Genomic DNA, 20,449 nt, shown 5'->3' on the forward strand with positions numbered 1-20,449 from the left:
TTTTCTCCTCCCGTTTTCACTCTTCCACCGTTTTGGCGGACCATTCCGGATTGATCACAACAGCCCGTTTTGTCTCAGCTGTACTTACCAATTCCAATTTTATCTCTCTCTGAAGCCCTGTCAGATCAAGCTGTACTTCCATCGGTTCATATTCCTTCTGCCCCGCCTGGATCACAGCTGCCGTCCGGCTGTTTGTCCCATCCGAGACGATGATCTCCACTTCAAATGGCTGCTTCATCATCCAGTAGTCCGGATCGCACAGAACCGCCCGGATAGTCGGATGATCGTCCCCGCTGGTATTCTCCCAGCGCCATTCTGGTACTTCTTTTTCCGTTTCCTGTGCATCCATGAAAGTCTTCTGCGTGCGGTACCAGCAGTTTTCGCGGCCATGCGCCATCTCAAGCCCTGCCAGCGTAAAGGACTGGACCCCCTGCAGGATTGTTTCCTGATATTCCATATCATGCACATACCATCCCGCCTCATTCATCCATTCCAGATAGCCTTCCAACGTCTCAATCCCCTGCGGGATCATGTCATAGACGCCCTCGCCTGTCTCCATCGCCGCCTCGATTTCATCGATATAGGCGTCTTTCTGCCCCGACAGCTCATTGACGATCGAATACCGGTTCCAGACCGGCACATCTTCGCCCGCAAGCCGCGCATAACTTCCCACATCCGACCAGGTCAGGAAAATGCGGTCAATCTTGGAACGTTCTTCCGGTGTAAACAGCTGATGATCGTGAAATACATAAGGCAGGTTGCTGCGGATGCTCTCACGGCTCACCGCCCGCATCGCCCATTCCCCGCCGTTCCAGACACAGGTGTAGGCATTGTAAGCGCGCCCGGCGTAAACAACTATAAACATAATTGCAAATACAACGCCACCTGTCAGACCGAAAGAAGTGGAAGCCAATCCCCGCAACACCAGACACCCGCAAAGCATTCCGGCGAATAAGAGTCCGCCCATAAAATAACGGCTGTGCCCCGTCGTTGCCGCCCAGAGGACAAAGGATGCGGCATACAGCAGAAATAAGGTTCCCGTCCTGCTGCTGACCCGCTTCCAAATCCAGCAGAGCCCGGCTCCCGCCGCTCCCAGATACATCAGCGCCAGATCCAGATTGTATTTCGCCGGGATCTCACTCAGGCGGTAATCTGGATGCCGGATCATCGAATATGCCCACAAAAGAAACTCTTTTATATTGCTGGGTCCCCATCTCGGGTCCTTAAAGTCCGTTTCCCCAAAATACGGCGAATGAAACAGGCTGTTATAATAAGGATAAACTGGATTTTTCATCGCTATCCCATTGTAAATCAGGTACACGCTGACGAGAATCACCCCCGTCACCAGACACCCCAGAAACAGCTTCGGTGTCAGATACTTCCGGATTTTCCACAGATACAGGAGCACCAGCGGCACCAGATACACGATATTCGTCATCTTGAGGCAGAACAGGATTCCACCAAACAGGCAGAATAAAACCGCCTCGCGCTCCCGCTTCGCCTCATCCAGCCCGCGCAGAAGCAGAAATACCATTTCCAGCAGAAACGGCAGCGCCAGAAGCTCGACCATGTAGCTGCCGCTCTCCTGAATCAACTCCAGGCGGCTGACAATCAGAAATGCCAGTACCGGCGCAAGATGCTTCGACCAGATGCATTTTCTTTCCAGCCGGTCTGCCTCCATGCTCAGGAACACCGTTACCTGCCGATAAATCACAAGCATCGCCAGTGCGTTTAACATTGTCCCCATCCGAAGCCCAAAAAGCGCCCTGAATGGATAAAACATCCGGTCGCCCAGCCGGAAACCGAACATCTGGAACCGTCCCGGTATCACATGATAATGAAGGTTATCCACAAATCCGGGAATCTGCGACAGCAGGTGATAGTTCTGCGTATCATAACTCTGATCCGGTGCAAATCCTTTGACCGAAAAGAACGCCAGGATGAACAAGCTTCCCGCTATAAAAAGCGGACTCACTCCCGCATGGTCCCATTCAAATCTTCCGATTGCCGCCATGACAGCGCCACATAAAACGAGCGCTGCCGCCCGCGACAAAACTGTTCCCTGTGGTACATGTAAAAGCCATGCCAGAAGATCCAGCATTTCCAGCCACCAGATAAAAAGCGTATAGGCAAGCAGCACTACAAAGCTGCGGGTAGTGACTCTCCATTTCGCCGTTTTGTCTGCCGGCCTGTTTCCAAATAACATACTTTTCCCTTGTAATCATCCAGTTTTCTTCATGAACCTGCTGAATCATTACTTCCTTTCCATGAAACAAAATATATCTTAAAAGAAATATTCTTCCAGCATCAGGCACAGTGCATGGTACACCGGAAGATGCAGCTCCTGAATCTTAAATGTCTCCTGCTCCGGCACGACAATCGCAGTGTCGCTGTACCCACGGATCCGCCCGCCGTCGCGTCCCAGAAGCCCGATAACCTTAAGCCCCTTTGCCTTTGCCGTCACGGCTGCATACAGGACATTTTTTGAATTGCCCGAGGTTGAGATTCCGAGGAACACATCCCCCTCTTTTCCATACCCAAGCACCTGTTCCGCGTAAGTCATGCTGCCATCCACATCATTCATAAATGCGGTGGTCAGTCCTGCATGGCCAGTCAGCGCGATCGCCGGAAGTCCCTGCTGCAGCTTTTCAGAAAGTTCCGCTCCCATCTGCGGGTCTACCGTTTTAGCGCCGCCTCTATCTCCGCCGAAACCAGGCGTTTCTTCACAAACCCCTTCATCAGCTCGCCCACGATGTGCTCCGAATCCGCACAGCTTCCGCCATTTCCGGCGATCAGAAGTTTTCCGCCGCGCTCATAGCACTCCTTCATCGTCTCATACGCAGTGCGAATATCCGCTTTTACCGGTGCAAGAACCGGATAGCGGCTGATCAGTTCGTCCAGGTACTCGTATTCCTTCATGATTTCTATTTCCTCCTGTCAGGTTTTTCGATGTCTATTGAGCTTCTGCATCATAAAATAAATACTCCCGCTCAAACATTTCCAGATTGTTCTGCGCTTCTTCCTCCGGCACCGCTGTGTCGGATACACGCGCAAGCATATTTCCATTTTCAAAAAACAGATCGGTCAGGCTGCCGCTGTGGATCAGCTCCCGCAGGAGATCCAGACTCCACTCCCAGCTTCCCGGTCCCAGATAGCCCGCTTCCGCGTAGACGTAATCCGTCTTCGCATACGCCATATATGTTTCAAACGCCTCCGGCGAGTTGACAAGTTCGACGTTGCCCCACGGCGATGTAATATCCTTATACGACTCCACATTGCACGGAAACTGCAAACAGTACGGATGCGTTCCAAATGCGATCACCCGGTTTTCCGGATCCTGCGACACTTCCTGCCAGATCAGCGTGTTTCCCTTTTCCTCCATCCGCGCCTGTTCCTGCGCCCGGTGATTGACACGCCCTTTATTCAGAAGATGAATCTCCGAAAATCCAGCCGTCCACGCCCAGCTGCTGATCGCCGTGACAATCAGATTTAATACCAGCAACGGCGCCAGGCACTTCGACGCGAGCGGATAAAAGCCGATTTTCTTAAAATACACCATCGCCCGGCATGCCCCCAGAATCAGCATAGAATACAGAAGCATGAAATAATTTCCGTCGATCTGGTAAAGCATCGACAGGCTGATCAGGCTGACGATCACAAATGGGAAGAAAATTACCAATGCCGCGTTCCAGATATGGGACTGCTCATCTCCCTTTTTAGACAAAATCCCATAAAGCACCAGCATCACAATCAGCACCGCCATCAGCGAGGTTCCCCACGCCAGAATTACATGCCCCATATCTTCACCCTGCGGCTGCATCAGCATCTGCCAGATGCGCCGCGCCAGCACATGAAGCGTTGATTCCTCCTGATAATTCTGCGGCAGCTCCGAGGTGGCAAATGGGTATTTCATTTTAAAACCAAACCATGCAAAAATCGAAGTAAACACCGAAGTGACCGGCATTCCCGTGATCTTCATCGTCCGCGCCCAGATACCGGCCAATGCCCCAAACGGCAGGCATAATGAGCCAACCAGGCGGACCAGATGGTGAAACAGGTCAGCCGCCGCCCCGCGCTCATGAAACCAGAACCACAGAAGGTACAGCCCCATCATGCCAAATACGGCAGTGGAAAAGACCAGGGAGGTCGGCTTCATCGTGAGGGACAGGAAATAGGAACCGGCTGCCCCGGAGAGGAATATCCAATGATTTTCATACACATGAATATACTGAAAGAAACATCCCAGCATAATAAGCTGCAGCAGCCACGTAATCAAATCCGCCTTGGCTGTGAGCGCCATATTCATGATGCCCGGCACCGAAACCGTCAAAACAGCTGCCATAATTCCCGGCAAGACGCTTCGATGCGTTAGTTTCTTCTCTGTTCCGGCTTCCCGGCTCTCTTTCCCATGTTTTCGATCGCCCGTCAACAGCACCGCATTCCAGACCATCGCCCCGATTCCCAGGACTGCCAGCCAGAGGTTAAAGAACGTCAGGTAGCTGTGGCTTGCCAGATCGCAGAGCGGAAGTGTCAGCACCTCAAAGCCCTTCGAATACACATAGACCATGCCGACCAGCCCCGGATTCTCATACAGCCCCGTTCCGCCTGCCACAATGTACTGAGAACGCACACCATACCAGAGTGTATCAAAGTCGAGTGCGATATTCAGGCGTCCCACCTGAATCAGGAACATCAGGGCACACCAGCCAGCCGCCAGCGTCCATGCCCGGCGCACCCGGCGCGGTATTTCCCGCGATCCCCCGCTGCCAGCCGGTTTGTTACTGTTCACGCATACGTGCCCAGTAACGGAATTTGCCGTGGCTTCGCATTTAAATACGGCAAATTCCTGCTGCCACCACGTTTTCTTACGGCACTTTCGGTTCCAAAAGTGCCTACCTGTGAACAGTAACGCCTGTTTCCCTGTCTCAATCACATGAACCGACACCTTGTCCCTGCCATCCAGCATCCAGGAAAGCGTCTGCCATCCCATGATGCACTGGCAGGAAATCGAGGAAAAATCAAAGCCCAGCGCCGCCACACCCAGAGCATAGACGCTCAGGCGCATCCAGGCGATTTTTCCAACGCCAAGGGCAGAAAGGAGGCAATACACAACGATTGCAAAGGAGGCGCCAAAAAGGAAGTCCATATAAAAAGAAAAATAAGGCCGCTCCCAGACCGTTCCCCTGAAAAACACCCGTTTTCTCAAAAAACGCCCGATCGCCAACAGGCTAATCAGATACACCGCCGACACCACCATCGGCAGAAATACCACATGAATCCAGAAAAACACCAGCACAACCGCCGTCAGCCAGCACATCCGGCTGCGTCCGCGCTTCAAAAGCGCCAGCCCCCCAAAGATCAAGACTGCCAGAATCGCAATCTCCATATACATCCGTTTCGATTCCGTGAAATGAATGTAATCTGCAAAAAAACCATTTCCCATAAACAGCGTTTTCGCCGGAATCAGAATCGCCGCCACGCAGAACAGCACCAGAAAAAGACCAGCCATGCGCACGGCTGCGTCTGGTCGTCCGTTTTGTCTCTGATTCTGCATGTCGATGGTTCCTCTCTTTCTAGTTTATGTACTCCCGGAATCTTTTTGTGAGCCGCATTCTATATACGCCCGCCTAAAATCCCGCGCACCGCATCCAGCAGCGTATCTGCATACGCGTCATAACCGCCCGCCGGACAGCTTCCGTCCTCTTTTATAAGTCCAGCCGCCCTATCTTCCGCGTGTTCTTTTGCCCCATAGCCGGTTCCGACAAGGACTCCGGTCACGCCAAAGTTTTTTCCTGCCTGCGCGTCGATGCGCTTGTCCCCGATCATATAGGAATGCACCTTATCAATGCCCTCCGGCAGATCGCGCTCTGCCATCTCAAACATTCCCGTCTCCGGCTTGCGGCAATGGCATTTTTTCTTATAAAGTCCAATCCCATGCTCCGGGTGGTGCGGGCAATAGTAGAACGCATCTACGTGTGCTCCGTCACGCTCCAGCACCTCATTCATATAATCATGAAGGATTTTTACATCCGCCTCGGTATAGTAACCTCTCGCCACGCCCGCCTGGTTGGTAATGACGATCACCTTATATCCGGCCTCGTTCAGGAGACGGACCGCCTCTGCGGTACCGTCAATCAGCTTCAAATCTTCTTTTCGGTGAAGATAATTGACCTCCACGTTCATCGTGCCATCACGGTCGAGGAATACTACTTTACAGCTATTTTTACACATGGAATGTATACTCCTTATCCGGCATCTGCACCTGAATATCGCGGTAGTCCCAGCGGTCCTCATCGCAGATCCAGCTCTGAGCGCCGCGCAGTTCGAAATTCCAATCCATCAGCTGTCCGCCTGCCGCTTCCAGGCGGCGCGCCACCTGATGTCTGACGTTGTATGGGCAGTACACAAGAAGGAAGCCGCCGCCGCCAGCACCTAAAAGCTTTCCGCCGAGGGCGCCCGCTTTTTTCGCCTCGTCATAGAGCATATCAATCTGCGGATTTGTGATCTTGCTGCTCATCCGCTTCTTGCTCTCCCAGCCGTAATCCAGGAGGCGGCCGAAATTGTGGAGATTTCCCTTTAAAAGCTCGTCCTTCATCGCATAGGAAAGCGCCTTTACCTCGCACATCGCCTGAAATGCGTCCGGTTTCTTATAGTTGCTTACCTGATCCTTGATAATATTCGCGGATACATGGATATTGCCCGTGTAGCATAACAACAGGTTATACTGCAGCTCATTGATAATATCGCGGCGGATGCGGAGCGGGTTTACCACGACGTTGTTGCGTCCGTGAAATTCGATAAAGTTAAAGCCGCCGAAGGTCGCCGCATACTGATCCTGATAACCGCCGGAAATCCCCAGATCGATCCGCTCCACGCCGTAAGCCAGATCCGCCATCGCATAATTATCCAGCGTAATTCCTTTCCAGCGCGCCATCGCGGTCAGAAGACTTACCATGACGGTCGAGGAGGTTCCAAGTCCCGAACCAGCCGGAGCATCACACTGTAAATAAACCTCGCATCCCTGCTTGATATCCATCGCCCGCAGCGCTGCCGTGACAAGATCCAGCCGTCCATCGCAGACGTAATTTTCCTTCGCATTGTACTTGACTGTCATATCAAAATCCAGGGAATGAACCGTGATCTGGTCATCATCCCTCGGAATGATCGAACAATATGCATATTTATTGATAGTACTTCCGATAATGGCACCGCCCTGTTCTACACAGAATGGTTCTACATCCGTACCGCCGCCGCCAAAGCTCACGCGCAGCGGCGCTCTTCCTCTGATTACCATGTAATGTCTCCTTTTCTTACGTCCTCCTGAAACCGGAAATAATCCTCCGGCACACCGATATCAATAAAATAGCCATCATTTACGATGCCGCCGAGACGTCTTCCCTCCTGCATCCACCTGGGGATGCACTCATTTTCCAGCGAAACTTTTCCCTCCGGAATCTCATCCAGCAGCGCCCGCTTCATCAGGTACACACCGCCGTTGATCGTGCCCGCCCCAGTATTGCCGTTTTTCTCATTAAAAGCGGTCAGCAGCCCGTCGGTCAGGCGCGCCGCCCCATAACGGGAAATATCCGGCACACCGCGCAGAACCAGCGCCATCTCCAGATTTTTTTCCTGCTGAATCCGGCTCAAATCGCCGAAATCCATCTGATAAAATGTATCGCCATTCAGGACAAAAAACTGCTCGTCCGTCACATATTTCCCGGCATTCTTGATCGCGCCCGCCGTGCCGAGCAGCTCTTCCTCATACGCATACCGCGCCCGGATGCCAAACCGCGATCCGTCTCCAAAATATTCTTCCACCATGCCGCCCTTATAACCGACGGCAAAAATAATATCATCAATTCCGCTTTTTTTCAGCCCCTGAAGCACATACTCCAGAAACGGCTTACCTTCAACCAGCGCCATCGGTTTCGGACGATCGCTTACCACACTGCGAAGCCGCGTCCCCAGTCCGCCAGCCAGAATGATTGCCTGCATACTGTACTTCCTTTCTGTCTGTTGTTTCTAACTCAATTTTTACTGTTTTTATACTGAAAGATACAATTTTTACTTTTGTCAATCTGTCAACCGCTATTAAGTCCAGTTTAACTTATATATCTTACCACATTTCCCTAGTGATTTCCACTAGATAGGGCGGTTTTATGCTGTTACCACTTTCCCATCGGATTTGCAGCGCTTCCTTGCGGAAATTGCAACAATTTGTTGATTTTTTTGCATGATTCGACAGATTTTTTTTATTTGGCAGACACTCTGTTCCGTGTTACAATCTTAGTTATAAATTGGGATTTGGAGGAAATGCGTATGGCTCGTGATATGACAAAAGGAAATATAACGGGGCACCTGATTGCCTACGCGGTTCCGCTGGTGTTCGGCAACCTCTTCCAGCAGCTCTACCACACGGTCGATTCGGTAGTCGTCGGACAGTTTTACGGAAAAGAGGCGCTGGCGGCGGTCGGCGCGGCGGGTCCGATCATGAATATCCTGACTTTTCTGATTGTGGGACTGTCACTTGGCGCATCGATTTTGATGGCAAGCTACTTTGGAGCAAAAGATTACCAGAATTTGAAAGATGAATTTGCGACCTCTGTACTCTCCGGACTGCTTTTGACCATCGTGCTCTCCGGAATCTCACTGGCCGGAAGCCGCCTGTTTATCCGCCTGACGCAGACGCCGGAAGAGATATCGGCGCAGGCATCCTTGTATTTGCAGATTATCTCGCTGGGTCTTATTTTTACCTTTTTTTACAATATTTTCTCCGCCGCCCTGCGCGCGATCGGAGATTCCAGAGCGCCGCTCTATGTCCTGATCCTGACGACCATTGTCAATGTATTTCTGGATGTATTCCTGGTTGGCATCTGCCGCCTCGGTGTTCCCGGTGCGGCAATCGCTACAATCATCTCGCAGGCAGTCTCTGCGCTCGCCCTCTTTGTCTATATCTGGTCGAAGGTGCCGCTCTTACGGCTCGGCATCCGGGATCTGAAACTGAAAACCTCGATGCTCAAAAAAACGATCGATTTCAGCTCCATTTCCGCCGTCCAGCAGACGATTCTCTACGTCGGCCGCCTGCTCGTCCAGTCCGGCGTCAATGCGCTCGGTGTCGATGCAGTTGCCGCTTTTAATGCCGTCTCCATCATCGACAGCTACGTACTCGCCCCGGGCGACAGCCTCGCGGCATCTATCACGACGTTCTCCGCACAGAACCTCGGCGCGAAAGAATATGACCGGATTCCGAAAGGACTTCGGAAAATGCTGGTGATTGCAGAAATTTATATTATTTTGACAGCGGTAGTCGTGCTGTTCTGCCGTCACCCGCTGCTCGGCATTTTCTTGAAGCCGAATGAAACGGAGGCGCTGCGTCAGGGCATGTCCTATCTGGTGCCGATGGCTAGTTTTTACTTCATCAGTGGTATCACCAATACCTTTCAGGGATATTACCGGGGAATCGGGCACCTGATGATCACCCTGTTCGCGACTCTGGTGCAGATTCCGATCCGCGTTGTGATCAGTTATGCGCTGTTTGGACAGCTGGGAATTCAGGCTGTAGCGATTGGTACGACGATTGGATGGGCTTGTATGGTGGTATTTGAACTTTTGATGTATCGGAGGTATGGACGGGTGGAAGCGCTGCGGAAGAACGATCGGTAATATAGAGTGCTCTACCCGGTAGTACAGGAAAGAGCCTGCAGCATACCGGCGTAGCTGGCTCTTTCCTTCCTTGGATAACTTTAAATTACCCTTACGCAAGAAAACGATCAGAAGCACATTCCCCTGATCGTTTTCTTTATTATATATAATTTTCTATCTTTTACTATTTTTTATTCAAAATCTTCCTTAATCACATCCCAAGCCGCATCAATACTGAAATGCTCGCGGATATAAACCTGCGTTTTCTCTGCCAGGTCTTCCAGGCGTTTTTCGTCTTTGTAGAGTTCTACGACTGTCTCGGCAAATTCGTCCGGCTGATCCTTGACGAGGAGAACTTTTTCTACATCCGGGATTCCCTCGCTGCCGACGGAGGTAGTGACGATGGGGGCACCGTTATAGATAGCTTCTACCACCTTGCCCTTAACCCCTGCGCCGTAGCGGAGCGGTACCACTACAATCCGGCAGTTCCGGTACAGGTCTGCCAGTTCTTCTTCACTTACAAAACCTTTGACGATGATGCCGTTTCCAGGCTGTTCCAGTGCTTTGATCTCGTCGGTTACTTTGGAACCTACGATGTAGAAGTTGACCTTGATCTGTTCCCGGATCTTCGGGAATACTTCTTTCGCGAACCAGAGCACCGCGTCTGCGTTCGGCGGATGCGCAAAGCCGCCGACAAACAGGAGTCCTTCCCGTTTGGCGAAGTCTTTGTTCAGATTCTGTAAAAACTCCTCATAGACATATGCCGTGATCGCCTTGACTGGAATCGTCTCATCAACGGCGTGGATCGCCTCCTCTTCGACGTAGGACGGATAATAAGACACCGCTACTTTGTGGAAGAGTGAAAACTCGATCGATTTCCAATATTCGGATTCCTGACGCTTTTTCACATCGCCGGTCAGCTCATACTCGCGGAACTCACGCATAAAATGAAGGTCGTGACCGTAATAAATCATCTTGATATCCGTGTGTTCTTTGATAAAATCCACATATTTCGTCGCGATATGCGGACGGTTCAGATATGCCACGTGGATATCTTTTCCATTTTTCACCAGCCAGTCCCAGATACCGGTCAGGTATTCCTGTCCGTAGAGGACCTCAATTCCCATCTGCTGCAGCGTAGACGTATACGGTTCCTCATGGAGGTAATTATCTCCGATAAACTTAACAACATACCCCTTTTTCAGGAACATTTTCAGGTACTGGAACGTTGTCTTGGAACCGGCATCTTTGTCAAAGGTCGGCACATAGTGATCGATCACGACAATGATCTTTTTGCCCATGCTGCGCTCGCGTGCGCGGAATGGATTCGGATTGCCGTTGTTGACGCACTGATTCTTGAACTCTTCTTTCCATTTTTCTTTGAGCTTCTCGCTGTTTTCCACCTGATACCGTTTCAGACCGGTTCCGTTGACATCCGTTCCGTTGGAAATGCCTTCGAAATGGATGACCTTGGATTTTGGCTGGTAAACGACGCGGTAGCCCGCTTTCCGCACCTCAAATGCCAGATCCGAATCTTCGCAGTACGCCGGGGCAAACCGCTCGTCGAAACCGCCGATCTGCTTCCAGAGTGCGGTGGATAAAAGGATCGCTGCGCCGGAAATATAGTCTACATCCTTGACGTAGTTATATTCTGCCTTGTCCGGATCGTCGAGGCGTCCGTAATTCCAGCCGGAACCATCGCTCCAGATGATGCCGCCTGCCTCCTGTAAACGTCCATCCGGATATACCAGCTTAGACCCTACCATACCGATGGTGGAGTCAGATTCAATGAGATTTACCAGGAAGCTTAGCCAGCCTTCTGTTACCTGGGTATCGTTGTTTAAAAACATCACGTATTTGCCGCGCGCCGCCTTCGCCGCCTGGTTGCAGTTGCGCAAGAAGCCCTGGTTCGTCTGGTTACGGCAGATCACCAGGTTATCGGCAAACTCCGCCAGATGCTCGGTGGCATCGGTTGAAACGTCATCTGCGATGATAACCTCATAGCTCACATCCTTCGTATGCTCCAGAATCGACTGCAGGCATAGATAAGTATAGTGAATCTGGTTGTATACCGGAATTACGATGGAAACCGTCGGATTTTCTTCCTTCGGAAGGTGGATTTTTCCGTAAGTCAGATACTCCTCACCTATCTCAAAATCACCTTTGATAAGGTTCTTTCCTTCCTCGGTGGTGTACATCTTCATCATTTTACCCGGATGAAGAATCGTCCGTTTCCAGTAGCCGAGCTTCTTGCGGCGTACCGTGCCCTTTGGATAGCACCGGTTAAATGCCTGTCCGAGCTTGCGGCGCACCTTGAAAATGACCGCCTCATGACCATTTAAGTAGGTCAGCGTCTTGCCAAGCTCTGCATTTTCATGGCGCAGATCAGAAATGATAACGTCCAGATTCGCCACGTGGTTATTCGTCAGGCGCTGTACCTCCTGCACTTTGCGGAGTGCCGTATCTTTTTCCGAATTTTCTGCCCGGAGCGCATCCAGACGTTCGTTTGCCCTTGCAAGTTCTCCGTCCACATGGGAAAGATCGGCTAATGTCTTCGTCTTTACCATGTAATCTTCCTGGTAGGTGCGCTGGTTTTCCCCGTGCACGTACTCCTGGAAGCCCCGTTCCATCGCCTCGTAAAGCGAAAGCAGCTTCTCATCCGCCTTCACATACTCCGGGAACTGTCCGATAAATTCCCGCTCGGCCTGACCGCCCAACAGACTCTTATAACGGCGGTAGAAATAAACCAGTGTCCTGTATTTCACAAAACCAGCCGGAACCGGGAATAAGAAGACCCACTCATAGTCGATCGCGTAGGTTCCGTCCGCCGTCACCAGCATATTTTCAAAAAGGGCATCAATGTTGGAGGCGCTGTAGCTCTCGTCCGCAAGAACTGCCCCTAAAGAAGCCCACCCGCCGCCATTTTCTGTTTCTTTATCCCGATAAGAATCCAGCTCGCCCAGCGCATTAAATACCTTGATAAATTCCGGTGTCACCGCAAATGGTTTGCGTTCCTCCGGGCGGATGCTGTAGATCTCATCCATCGCAGTCCGGATCGCGGAAACCTCCGCATCCGCGCCCTGGGCAGTCAGAATTTCTCCCAGAAGTTCCGCCCGCGTTTTTCCCTCTAAATACGGAAATACTGCTGTCATTCCCTCGTCCCGAAGCTCCGGTTTTGCCAGTTTCAGGGACGGATTCTGACGGTCAAGCACCTGATATTTTTCTTCGAAGGACTGGATGTGCGCCTTTCCCTCCGGATAGAGCGCCGTCTTCCAGACCTCGCGGGTTCCATTCTTTTCACGGATCTCTGTCCGGATCTGGAAGCAGTCTTCGCGGGTGCGGTTGTATTTCACATAGATAACGTCCTGTGAAGCATTCTCTGCTTCCGGCGCAGCCTGTCTCTGCCAAAAAACCAGAAATGCATTCGCAAATTCCGGGAACCGTCCGTCCTCGCAGGCTGCATCGAGCGCCGCCCCCATATCCATCAGCATATACTGCGGACAGTCATAGACCGGTAACACACCGGTCAGATCGCCTTTTTTCGGCAGATAGGCATCTGAAAAAATCTCTCCCGCCGTCCGGTAATCCGGCATCGGATAGTAAAATTCCCCGCCCGGAAGCAGCTGCTTCATTTCGTTCCAGGAAAGTGCGCCCGTCTCCCGCTCTGCGCCTGCCATGTATTTCACGCCAAACCAGTTGGAAGCCGCCGCAATCAAGGTTCCATGAGCAGAAAGAAGCTGTTTTGCGGCTGTCATCTGCGCCGCGCGTCCAGCCCTATCTGCCGCCGTCAAATCCCCGATCAGCACTACATATCCATATGTCCCGCCGCACTTTTCCGCTTCCCTCGCATACGTCTCCACATCCGCACAGACATAGCGGATCTTCGCCGCCAGCTCCGGCTCTGTCTGGAAACGACGGCGTACTACCTCCAGATTTTCTTCGGAAACATCCAGCACCGTTACCGATGATAAACGTCTGGCAAGCAGCCCTGTCAGCGCGCCCGCGTCCGCCCCGATCTGCAGCGCCTGCTGTTCCGGGTCAAATTGACACCAGTCCAACAGGTTTTCCCGCAGATCTGCCAGTGCGTACAGATAGGAAAGCTTCTTATTTTCCCGCAGCGCCCGGCGCCGGTCACTGCCGTATTTATCAAACAGAGCGATCAGCTCCTGATTGATTTTTTTCATCTTAATCTCCTTTTATCATGCCTGCAGATCTTCCTGTGCCGCCTCGTCCGCACTAAGCGACTCCGCCTGCTTTGCCGCCTCTCCGGCTGGCGATAACCTGATTGCTACATCCGGCTCCATGTCGTAGACACCGACCGTATTCTTATTGGAAATAACGGTAATATTAGCCACATCGTAGAGACGGTGGTACACCACGTGCTCGCCGCCCTCAAATCCGGTACAGCTCATGGACAGCAGGTATTCGCCGCCCTGCAGGGTCATCTTCTGCGTAAACGCGACATCGTAAATATCGCCCTCCTTGACCGGATGGACATCCGTTCCCTCAAACAGGGTGTTCGTGCCGGTCAGATCGGTTCCCTTCTTATCCTTGATCGTATAAGTAAAGATCGGTGCCTGAATCGGTGCATTGAAACGGATGCGCTCGCGGATGGTAAACTCTTCGCCTTTTAAAAGCAGGTTAGTAATATTGCCGCGCGCGTCCACCAGTCCCAAATCGAAGATCTGCGCCCTGCCGTCGCCGTACTCCTCGCGGTTTGCGTTGATCGTCAGCTTGTCGCGCATCAAGCCCGGCTTTTTCGCCGTTTCTCCGTTCAAACCAGCCGGATTTCCGGTGCCGTCCGATGCTGAACCAACTCCATTTTCTGCGGTGCCATCCACTGCCCCGGAGCCGTTTACATTTCCGGCATCGTTATTTCCAGCCTCATTTCCAGATGCACCATTCTCCGCACTTCCGGCTCCTGCTTTCTCCGCTTTTACTACCTTGTCCCCGGAAAAATCGTTCATCACTTCCAGCTCGGCGCGCAGCGCGTCCATCTGTCCTGCCAGAATCTTTTTGTAGAGATCGACCATCTTGCCCGCCGAACCCTGTGCGATAAATTCTCCCTTATTGAGCAGCACTACCTTATCGCAGTATTTGATGATACTTCCCATATCGTGGGTTACCATGATGATCGTCGTGCCGTTTTTGCGGATCTCCTCCATGCGGCGGTAGCACTTGGACTGGAAAAAGACATCCCCGACCGAGAGCGCCTCATCAACGATCAGGATCTCCGGCTCGACGTTGATCGCAAGCGCAAATGCCAGACGCACGAACATACCGCTCGAGTACGTCTTGACCGGCTGATAGACGAAATCGCCAATCTCGGCAAAATCGAGAATCTCCGGCAGCTTTGCATCCATCTCTTTTTTGGTATATCCCATCATCGTACCGTTCATATAGATATTTTCGATACCGGTGTAGTCCTGGTTAAATCCGGCTCCCAGCTCCAGCAGCGCCGAAATTTTGCCGCGCACCGTCACCTCGCCGGTCGTCGGCGTGAGAACGCCGGTAATGATCTTAAGGATCGTCGATTTACCCGAACCATTCGTACCGATGATGCCGACCGTCTGACCTTTTTCAACCGTAAAGGAAAGATCGCTCAACGCGTAGAAATCCTTGTGGTATTCTTTATGGCTGACGCTCAGAGATTCTTTCAGCCGATCGATCGTTTATCATACAGCCTGTATATCTTGGTCACATTTTTCACTTCGACCGCGTACTTCTCTGCGTTCTCCGCCTCTTGTGCCCCTGTGTTTGTTGTATTTTCAGCAGACATATATCTTTTTCGTTCCTCCTGTTCCACTATTCTCGTAGTATAGCATGTTTTCTATGTTTCTTGCAATTCCTGTACGCAGAAAAACACACCTCTTTCTATGTACTCACGAAAAACATTCGTATTTTTTTGTGAAATGTTTTGTATTTTCTTGACAATATCCAGATGCTATGCAAAAATCATGGCAAAGGAGGATGATTCTATGGATTTTTTAACAATGACAATTCGAAAACAAAAAAATATTGCACTCATCGCACACGACAATAAAAAACGTGAACTCATCGACTGGTGTGAGGCGAACAAAGAGATCCTCAAAAAACATTTCTTATGCGGAACCGGCACAACCGCCCGCATGATTACGGAATATACCGGGCTTCCGGTCAAGGGCTATAACAGCGGTCCTCTGGGCGGCGACCAGCAGATCGGTGCAAAAGTCGTCGAGGGACAGGTTGATTTTATCATCTTCTTCTCTGATCCCCTGACCGCCCAGCCGCACGATCCGGATGTCAAGGCGCTTCTTCGAATCGCCCAGGTTTACGATATCCCGATCGCCAACAATAAAGCGACTGCCGATTTTATGATTACCTCGCCGCTGATGGATGAGGAGTATGAGCATGACATCATCAACTTCCACCAGAATATTAAAGAGCGGGCCAAGACGCTGTAAAAAACACATTCTCCCTTGTATTTATTCTCATTCTTCGGTACAATGGTCGTTACCGTTTATGAGAACAGATACAAGGGAGATTTTTTATGTTGCAGAAATTTTTTTAAATACATTTTCCAAAGCATGGCGGGCATGCTGGGAATTTCCGTCTACATCCTCGCAGACACCTATTTTATCTCGGTCTACTCCGGTGCAGATGGTCTGGCGGTCTTAAATCTGATTTTACCGGTTTACGGACTGATCTATGCGATTGGAGCAATGATCGGGATCGGATCGGCGACCCGTTATGCCATCGACCGTGCGCAGGGCAAAAGCGCCAGCTTCTATTTTCTCTCCGCCGTAACCTGGGATATTCTCATCAGCATTCCGCTGGTGCTGGCAGGCATTTTCATCCCGGATAAAATCTTGCAGCTTCTCGGCGCAGACGCGGGGCTGACCGCGCTCGGAAAGCAGTATCTCCGCATTATTCTGGCTGCCTCGCCGTTTTTTATGTCCAACTACGCATTCACGGCGTTTGCGCGCAATGACAGCGCTCCGGCGATCGCGATGCTCGGCTCCATCGCCGGAAGTATGTTCAACATCGTGTTTGACTACATCTTCATGTTTCCGGCAGGTCTGGGACTGACCGGCGCGGCGCTGGCGACAGCATTCTGCCGCTAGTGACGATGATCATCTGCAGCACGCACTACCTGGGAAAACACAATCAGGTCGGATTTCATTTCCGCGCTCCATCCCTGCGCCACCTGATCGCCTGCTGCCAGCTCGGCGTATCCGCCTTTGTCGGCGAAATATCCTCCGCCGTGATCGCGATCGTCTTTAATTTCCTGCTTCTGGACTCGCCGGAAATGTCGGTGTCGCCGCTTACGGCGTCACTGCCAATCTCTCCGTCGTTGCCATGTGCCTGTTCAACGGACTCGCGCAGGGCACGCAGCCGCTCATCAGTGAGAGCTACGGAAAAGGCGATCACACGCAGAGCCGCCAGTTCCTGACCTGGGGCGTCATCGCCTGCCTGATCGTGGAAGCGCTCATTCTGGTGCTGACCTGGAGCATGACCGATCCACTGATCCAGATCTTCAACCAGGAGCAGAACGCCGAACTTCTGCATTACGCCCACAGCGGGCTCCGGCTGTATTTCCTGGGCTTTCTCTTTGCTGGCATCAACATCCTGCTGGTTGCCTATTTTTCCGCCGTCGCGCAGCCAAAACCAGCCATCGCCGGTTCTCTGCTGCGCGGGGCCGTCGCTATCATCCCCTGCGCTGTCACACTGGCGCGCCTGTTTGGGCTGAACGGCGTCTGGCTGTCTTTCCTGGCGTCGGAAATGATCACTTTCTTCGCTATTTTGCTGCTGGCAAGGTTGGAACATACTTCCAAAGAATCACATAATTTTAAAAAAATTTAATTTTTCCCAAAAAAATATTTGATATTTTATACCATGCGTAGTATATTGACGAAAAAATCAAACACACCAAAACCGTTGAAGCTGAGATCAAAGCAGCATATGCGCGCACAGAGAGTCCGGGAGGCTGAGAACCGGGTCGAGATGCAGGCTGCCAAATGGACCGCTGAGGCGCAGCCAAAAGCTGGATATATTTTCAGCCTAGTACTCTGAGACGTAGGGCATACGTTAGTTGCCGGAGATATGCAGGTATCTCGCAAAGCGCATGGAATCACTCCATGAATCAAGGTGTCACCGGCGTCCGGAGTGAGATCCCGACCGATATCGCGCGATGGTAAATCTGATAAAAGAAGAAAGCGATATCCCGTGTGCCGTATGTGGCAGAATACGTGAAATCCATGAAAAATGCGATTCGGTAAAAAAAGAAAACCGTCTGTAAAAGAATCTTTCATTCTTTCTCAGACGGTTTTCTTTTTCTGGCTTCAGAAGCCTTGTTCTGTCGTAAATGCTTTAGGTTGGTGGTAACTCATCCAATTCTGCCGGATGGTTATAAGCTTGCGAGCAGATTATCCATTACATTTCGCACAGAAACTCTTTTTCTACTTCTGCCTCAGACTCGGTATAACCTAACTGTGCAGCTAAACGATGTACCAGTACCTGCATTGCTTCCTGCTCTAAGGACTCGGAAACTACATGCTTTTCTGCTGGTGTGTTGTAATATGCCTGATATAAATTCTCCTGATATAAATCGTTATTGGATGTTCTTGTTGCTTTCATCATGATAATTACCTCCATCAAATAAAATTATATTTTTTCATATGATAGGCGGAAATCCATTGCAATATTCTTATGATGCTATTACGATATCCGTCTGTGAAAATCTCTTGTTTCTTTCGATGGCAATAATATAACACTGTCAAACAAAAAGTACCATCCCCGGAAGTGTATAAACTTATAAGTCATTTGCAATTATATAAACATAAGTTAATATATGTAATAAGTACCAATTTTGACACCCTGACTATGTACAAAAGTTACAAAAACATCCATACTTGAAATATAAACAAAAACGTCCGGCGGCGATTTGCGGATTTGTGCACCCCGCCTAAAAAAGAATGTACCTTGGCTTATTCGGGCGTCTCGCGCGGTCGCCTGCGAACGGTTCTGGCAGGGCTACGCGGATGGGTGCTGCCTACACAATGCGTGAACGGTGGCTTAACGGGATTCGCGGATTACCTCCTCAATATTTTTGTACGGAACCCGCGTAAAAAGCCCCCGCAGCTCTTCCGCCAAATCCAGTGCCATCGCGATTTTTGTGAGTGACAAAAGGGAAATCTGCCCCGTCGCCTCAAATCGCTTAATTGAGCCATAACTCACCCCACTCATGTCCGCCAGTCTCTGCTGTGAAATAGCGCGGCGTTTCCGGATGTTACGCAGCCGTGATGCCAGTTTCTGATCCAGTTCATCTGCAGTTTCCCAGATAAGTGCTTCCATATTGCTCTCCTGCCTCTCTAAAGATAATGACCTAACATGTCCTGCACACATGTACGAATCTGTTTTATCAGTTCCATGCATCTCGTTTTTTTCATTCCGGCTGCAAGCCCAACTGCAAGCAGCTCCTTCTCACCCGGATTTCGTCCATTTCCATCTACGCTGGTCGTATGTTCCCCATAATATGTGTTGCTATACGTCAGATCATACGCTGGTCCCAGGCGCCATTGCTCTTCCTCCTCCCGATATATATAAGTAAAATTCTTTGAATGATCATCCCGGTTGTGGGCAAACACATTAAAACACATACGGCGGAACATGTTTTCTATATCTTCTGCCTTCCCGTTCGTCAATATTTTCGTTAATTTCATCAATTGATGGTAATCCAGACTTGGCTGTTCAAAATCCAGTTCTAATAACGCCGCTGCCGTCAGCATATGAACCCGCTTTACCATCCCATTTTCTATTTCCCGATCAAATCGTCTGGTTCCAAAATATCCTTTGCATCGCCTTGAGGGAAACAATCTCGATTCACTCATGACAATTCCGCACTGTTTTGCACAGCACGCATAGTCATACTCCATCTTCCCTGCATCTTTTCCATCTATATGTGCCGGAAATTTAATCAGCCAGTCCTCTCCCTGAATCTGCGTCATAATTTTCGGGCGCGCACCTCCGCTTGTACCGCCCAGCCGGTACAGTTCATCCAGTTTGTCCGAGTATTCGGTATTTAATATTTTCTGGCAGGCCTCCGCAAGTTCGTCCAGATTATCATTTTTCTCCTCAACCGAAAGTTCCCGCTGCGGACGATAGGTCAACGCCCCCATCCCAGATCTTCCCACAACCGCCAGCCGGTCTAACACTGTCCAATCGTCTGGCTGCTGCTTATGCGCCAGCAAAAGACGCCGCAAAAGCAGGCGCCCCCACGCATCTGGCAGGCTATCCGCAAACACCCCAAACAAACCTTCAAAATAATCCTTATTTGGAATAAACACCTGCTTTTTCAAAGGCAGTGAAAACGGACTGATCGAAAATCCCTCTTCCAGCCATGCATCATCATACTCAAATGCCACCTTGTGATTCGCTGTTAATGCAAGAGTTCCTACCAGTCTGTCTTCATACATAACCTGAAGTTTCTTTCCTGTCTCCATCCGCCCTATCCTTTCTCCTTTATTATCCCATAAACACAAACTTTGGGGAAATTCTATTTTAATTTTTTCCATTTAAATCATGGATAAAATATTATCTATTAATGCTATATTTTATTTGTTTTGTATAATATATTATCCATTTATTTTAATCTATCCACCCTGATTTTCAAGCCTTCTACCTTCGCTTTTCAAAATTTCCCTCTTTACATCCTCTTCCATTTTTTTATAATAACCCTCGCGCAACAAAATATGGAATCAAGAGGCATAAAAAAAGAATCACCCGAACTAGCACTTTACGAGTGATTCTTTTTATTTAGTTTTAAAAA

The 20,449-nt window shown here is 50.5% G+C and carries 12 protein-coding genes and 3 pseudogenes; 4 read left to right on the forward strand and 11 right to left on the reverse strand.

The annotated features are described in order from the left end of the window. Positions 1-16: 16 nt before the first annotated feature. The 6 genes and pseudogenes from DWX76_RS00095 to DWX76_RS00120 all read right to left on the reverse strand — a co-directional run bounded on the left by DWX76_RS00095 (position 17) and on the right by DWX76_RS00120 (position 7,995). Positions 17-2,206 carry a hypothetical protein gene (locus DWX76_RS00095; protein ID WP_118569925.1) on the reverse strand — a complete coding sequence of 730 codons (2,190 nt, stop codon included), beginning with the start codon at positions 2,204-2,206 and terminating at the stop codon, positions 17-19. 78 nt (positions 2,207-2,284) lie between these two features. Then, positions 2,285-2,919 (reverse strand): annotated as a pseudogene (locus DWX76_RS00100) (SIS domain-containing protein). 34 nt (positions 2,920-2,953) lie between these two features. Continuing rightward, the gene (locus DWX76_RS00105; protein ID WP_118569926.1) at positions 2,954-5,554 is read right to left on the reverse strand and encodes a potassium transporter KefB; all 2,601 of its coding nucleotides are present in this window, start codon (positions 5,552-5,554) and stop codon (positions 2,954-2,956) included. Positions 5,555-5,613: 59 nt separating this feature from the next. Beyond that, entirely contained in the window at positions 5,614-6,231 is a 618-nt protein-coding gene (locus tag DWX76_RS00110) for a D-glycero-alpha-D-manno-heptose-1,7-bisphosphate 7-phosphatase (RefSeq protein WP_118569927.1), read from the reverse strand. Continuing rightward, positions 6,224-7,294 (reverse strand): GHMP kinase, encoded by a 1,071-nt coding sequence (locus DWX76_RS00115; RefSeq protein ID WP_118569928.1) that lies wholly within the window; start codon positions 7,292-7,294, stop codon positions 6,224-6,226. The genes DWX76_RS00110 and DWX76_RS00115 overlap by 8 nt, the downstream gene beginning before the upstream one ends. Further along, entirely contained in the window at positions 7,288-7,995 is a 708-nt protein-coding gene (locus DWX76_RS00120; protein WP_107000699.1) for a nucleotidyltransferase family protein, read from the reverse strand. The genes DWX76_RS00115 and DWX76_RS00120 overlap by 7 nt, the downstream gene beginning before the upstream one ends. Positions 7,996-8,319: 324 nt before the next feature. Between DWX76_RS00120 and DWX76_RS00125 the strand changes: the two genes are divergently transcribed. Next, entirely contained in the window at positions 8,320-9,663 is a 1,344-nt protein-coding gene (locus DWX76_RS00125) for an MATE family efflux transporter (protein WP_118569929.1), read from the forward strand. 170 nt (positions 9,664-9,833) lie between these two features. Here DWX76_RS00125 and DWX76_RS00130 read toward each other — a convergent pair whose 3' ends face one another. Together DWX76_RS00130 and DWX76_RS00135 are read right to left on the reverse strand one after the other, a co-directional pair. After that, the gene (locus DWX76_RS00130) at positions 9,834-13,826 is read right to left on the reverse strand and encodes a glycosyltransferase (RefSeq protein WP_118569930.1); all 3,993 of its coding nucleotides are present in this window, start codon (positions 13,824-13,826) and stop codon (positions 9,834-9,836) included. A 15-nt stretch (positions 13,827-13,841) separates the two neighbouring features. Continuing rightward, positions 13,842-15,421 (reverse strand): annotated as a pseudogene (locus tag DWX76_RS00135) (ABC transporter ATP-binding protein). A gap of 199 nt (positions 15,422-15,620) precedes the next feature. Between DWX76_RS00135 and DWX76_RS00140 the strand changes: the two are divergent. The 3 genes and pseudogenes from DWX76_RS00140 to DWX76_RS14670 all read left to right on the forward strand — a co-directional run. Next, positions 15,621-16,085: a methylglyoxal synthase gene (locus DWX76_RS00140; RefSeq protein WP_022360055.1), complete on the forward strand. Its 465-nt coding sequence runs from the start codon at positions 15,621-15,623 to the stop codon at positions 16,083-16,085. Between the two features lie 132 nt (positions 16,086-16,217). Beyond that, positions 16,218-16,745 carry an MATE family efflux transporter gene (locus tag DWX76_RS14665; RefSeq protein WP_412693936.1) on the forward strand — a complete coding sequence of 176 codons (528 nt, stop codon included), beginning with the start codon at positions 16,218-16,220 and terminating at the stop codon, positions 16,743-16,745. A gap of 229 nt (positions 16,746-16,974) precedes the next feature. Beyond that, positions 16,975-17,484 (forward strand): annotated as a pseudogene (locus DWX76_RS14670) (MATE family efflux transporter); the annotation flags it as partial. A 570-nt stretch (positions 17,485-18,054) separates the two neighbouring features. On the opposite strand, the gene DWX76_RS00150 reads toward DWX76_RS14670, so the two are convergent. From DWX76_RS00150 to DWX76_RS00160, 3 genes are all read right to left on the reverse strand, one after another. Next, positions 18,055-18,261, reverse strand: a complete 207-nt coding sequence (locus DWX76_RS00150) for a hypothetical protein (RefSeq protein WP_022360052.1) — start codon at positions 18,259-18,261, stop codon at positions 18,055-18,057. Positions 18,262-18,696: 435 nt separating this feature from the next. After that, positions 18,697-18,975, reverse strand: a complete 279-nt coding sequence (locus DWX76_RS00155) for a helix-turn-helix domain-containing protein (RefSeq protein WP_107000705.1) — start codon at positions 18,973-18,975, stop codon at positions 18,697-18,699. Positions 18,976-18,992: 17 nt separating this feature from the next. Continuing rightward, positions 18,993-20,123 carry a type II toxin-antitoxin system HipA family toxin gene (locus DWX76_RS00160; RefSeq protein WP_118293637.1) on the reverse strand — a complete coding sequence of 377 codons (1,131 nt, stop codon included), beginning with the start codon at positions 20,121-20,123 and terminating at the stop codon, positions 18,993-18,995. Positions 20,124-20,449 lie beyond the last annotated feature (326 nt).

The organism is Clostridium sp. AF21-20LB (assembly GCF_003478795.1).
GTDB classification, from domain to species: Bacteria; Bacillota; Clostridia; order Lachnospirales; family Lachnospiraceae; genus Otoolea; species Otoolea fessa.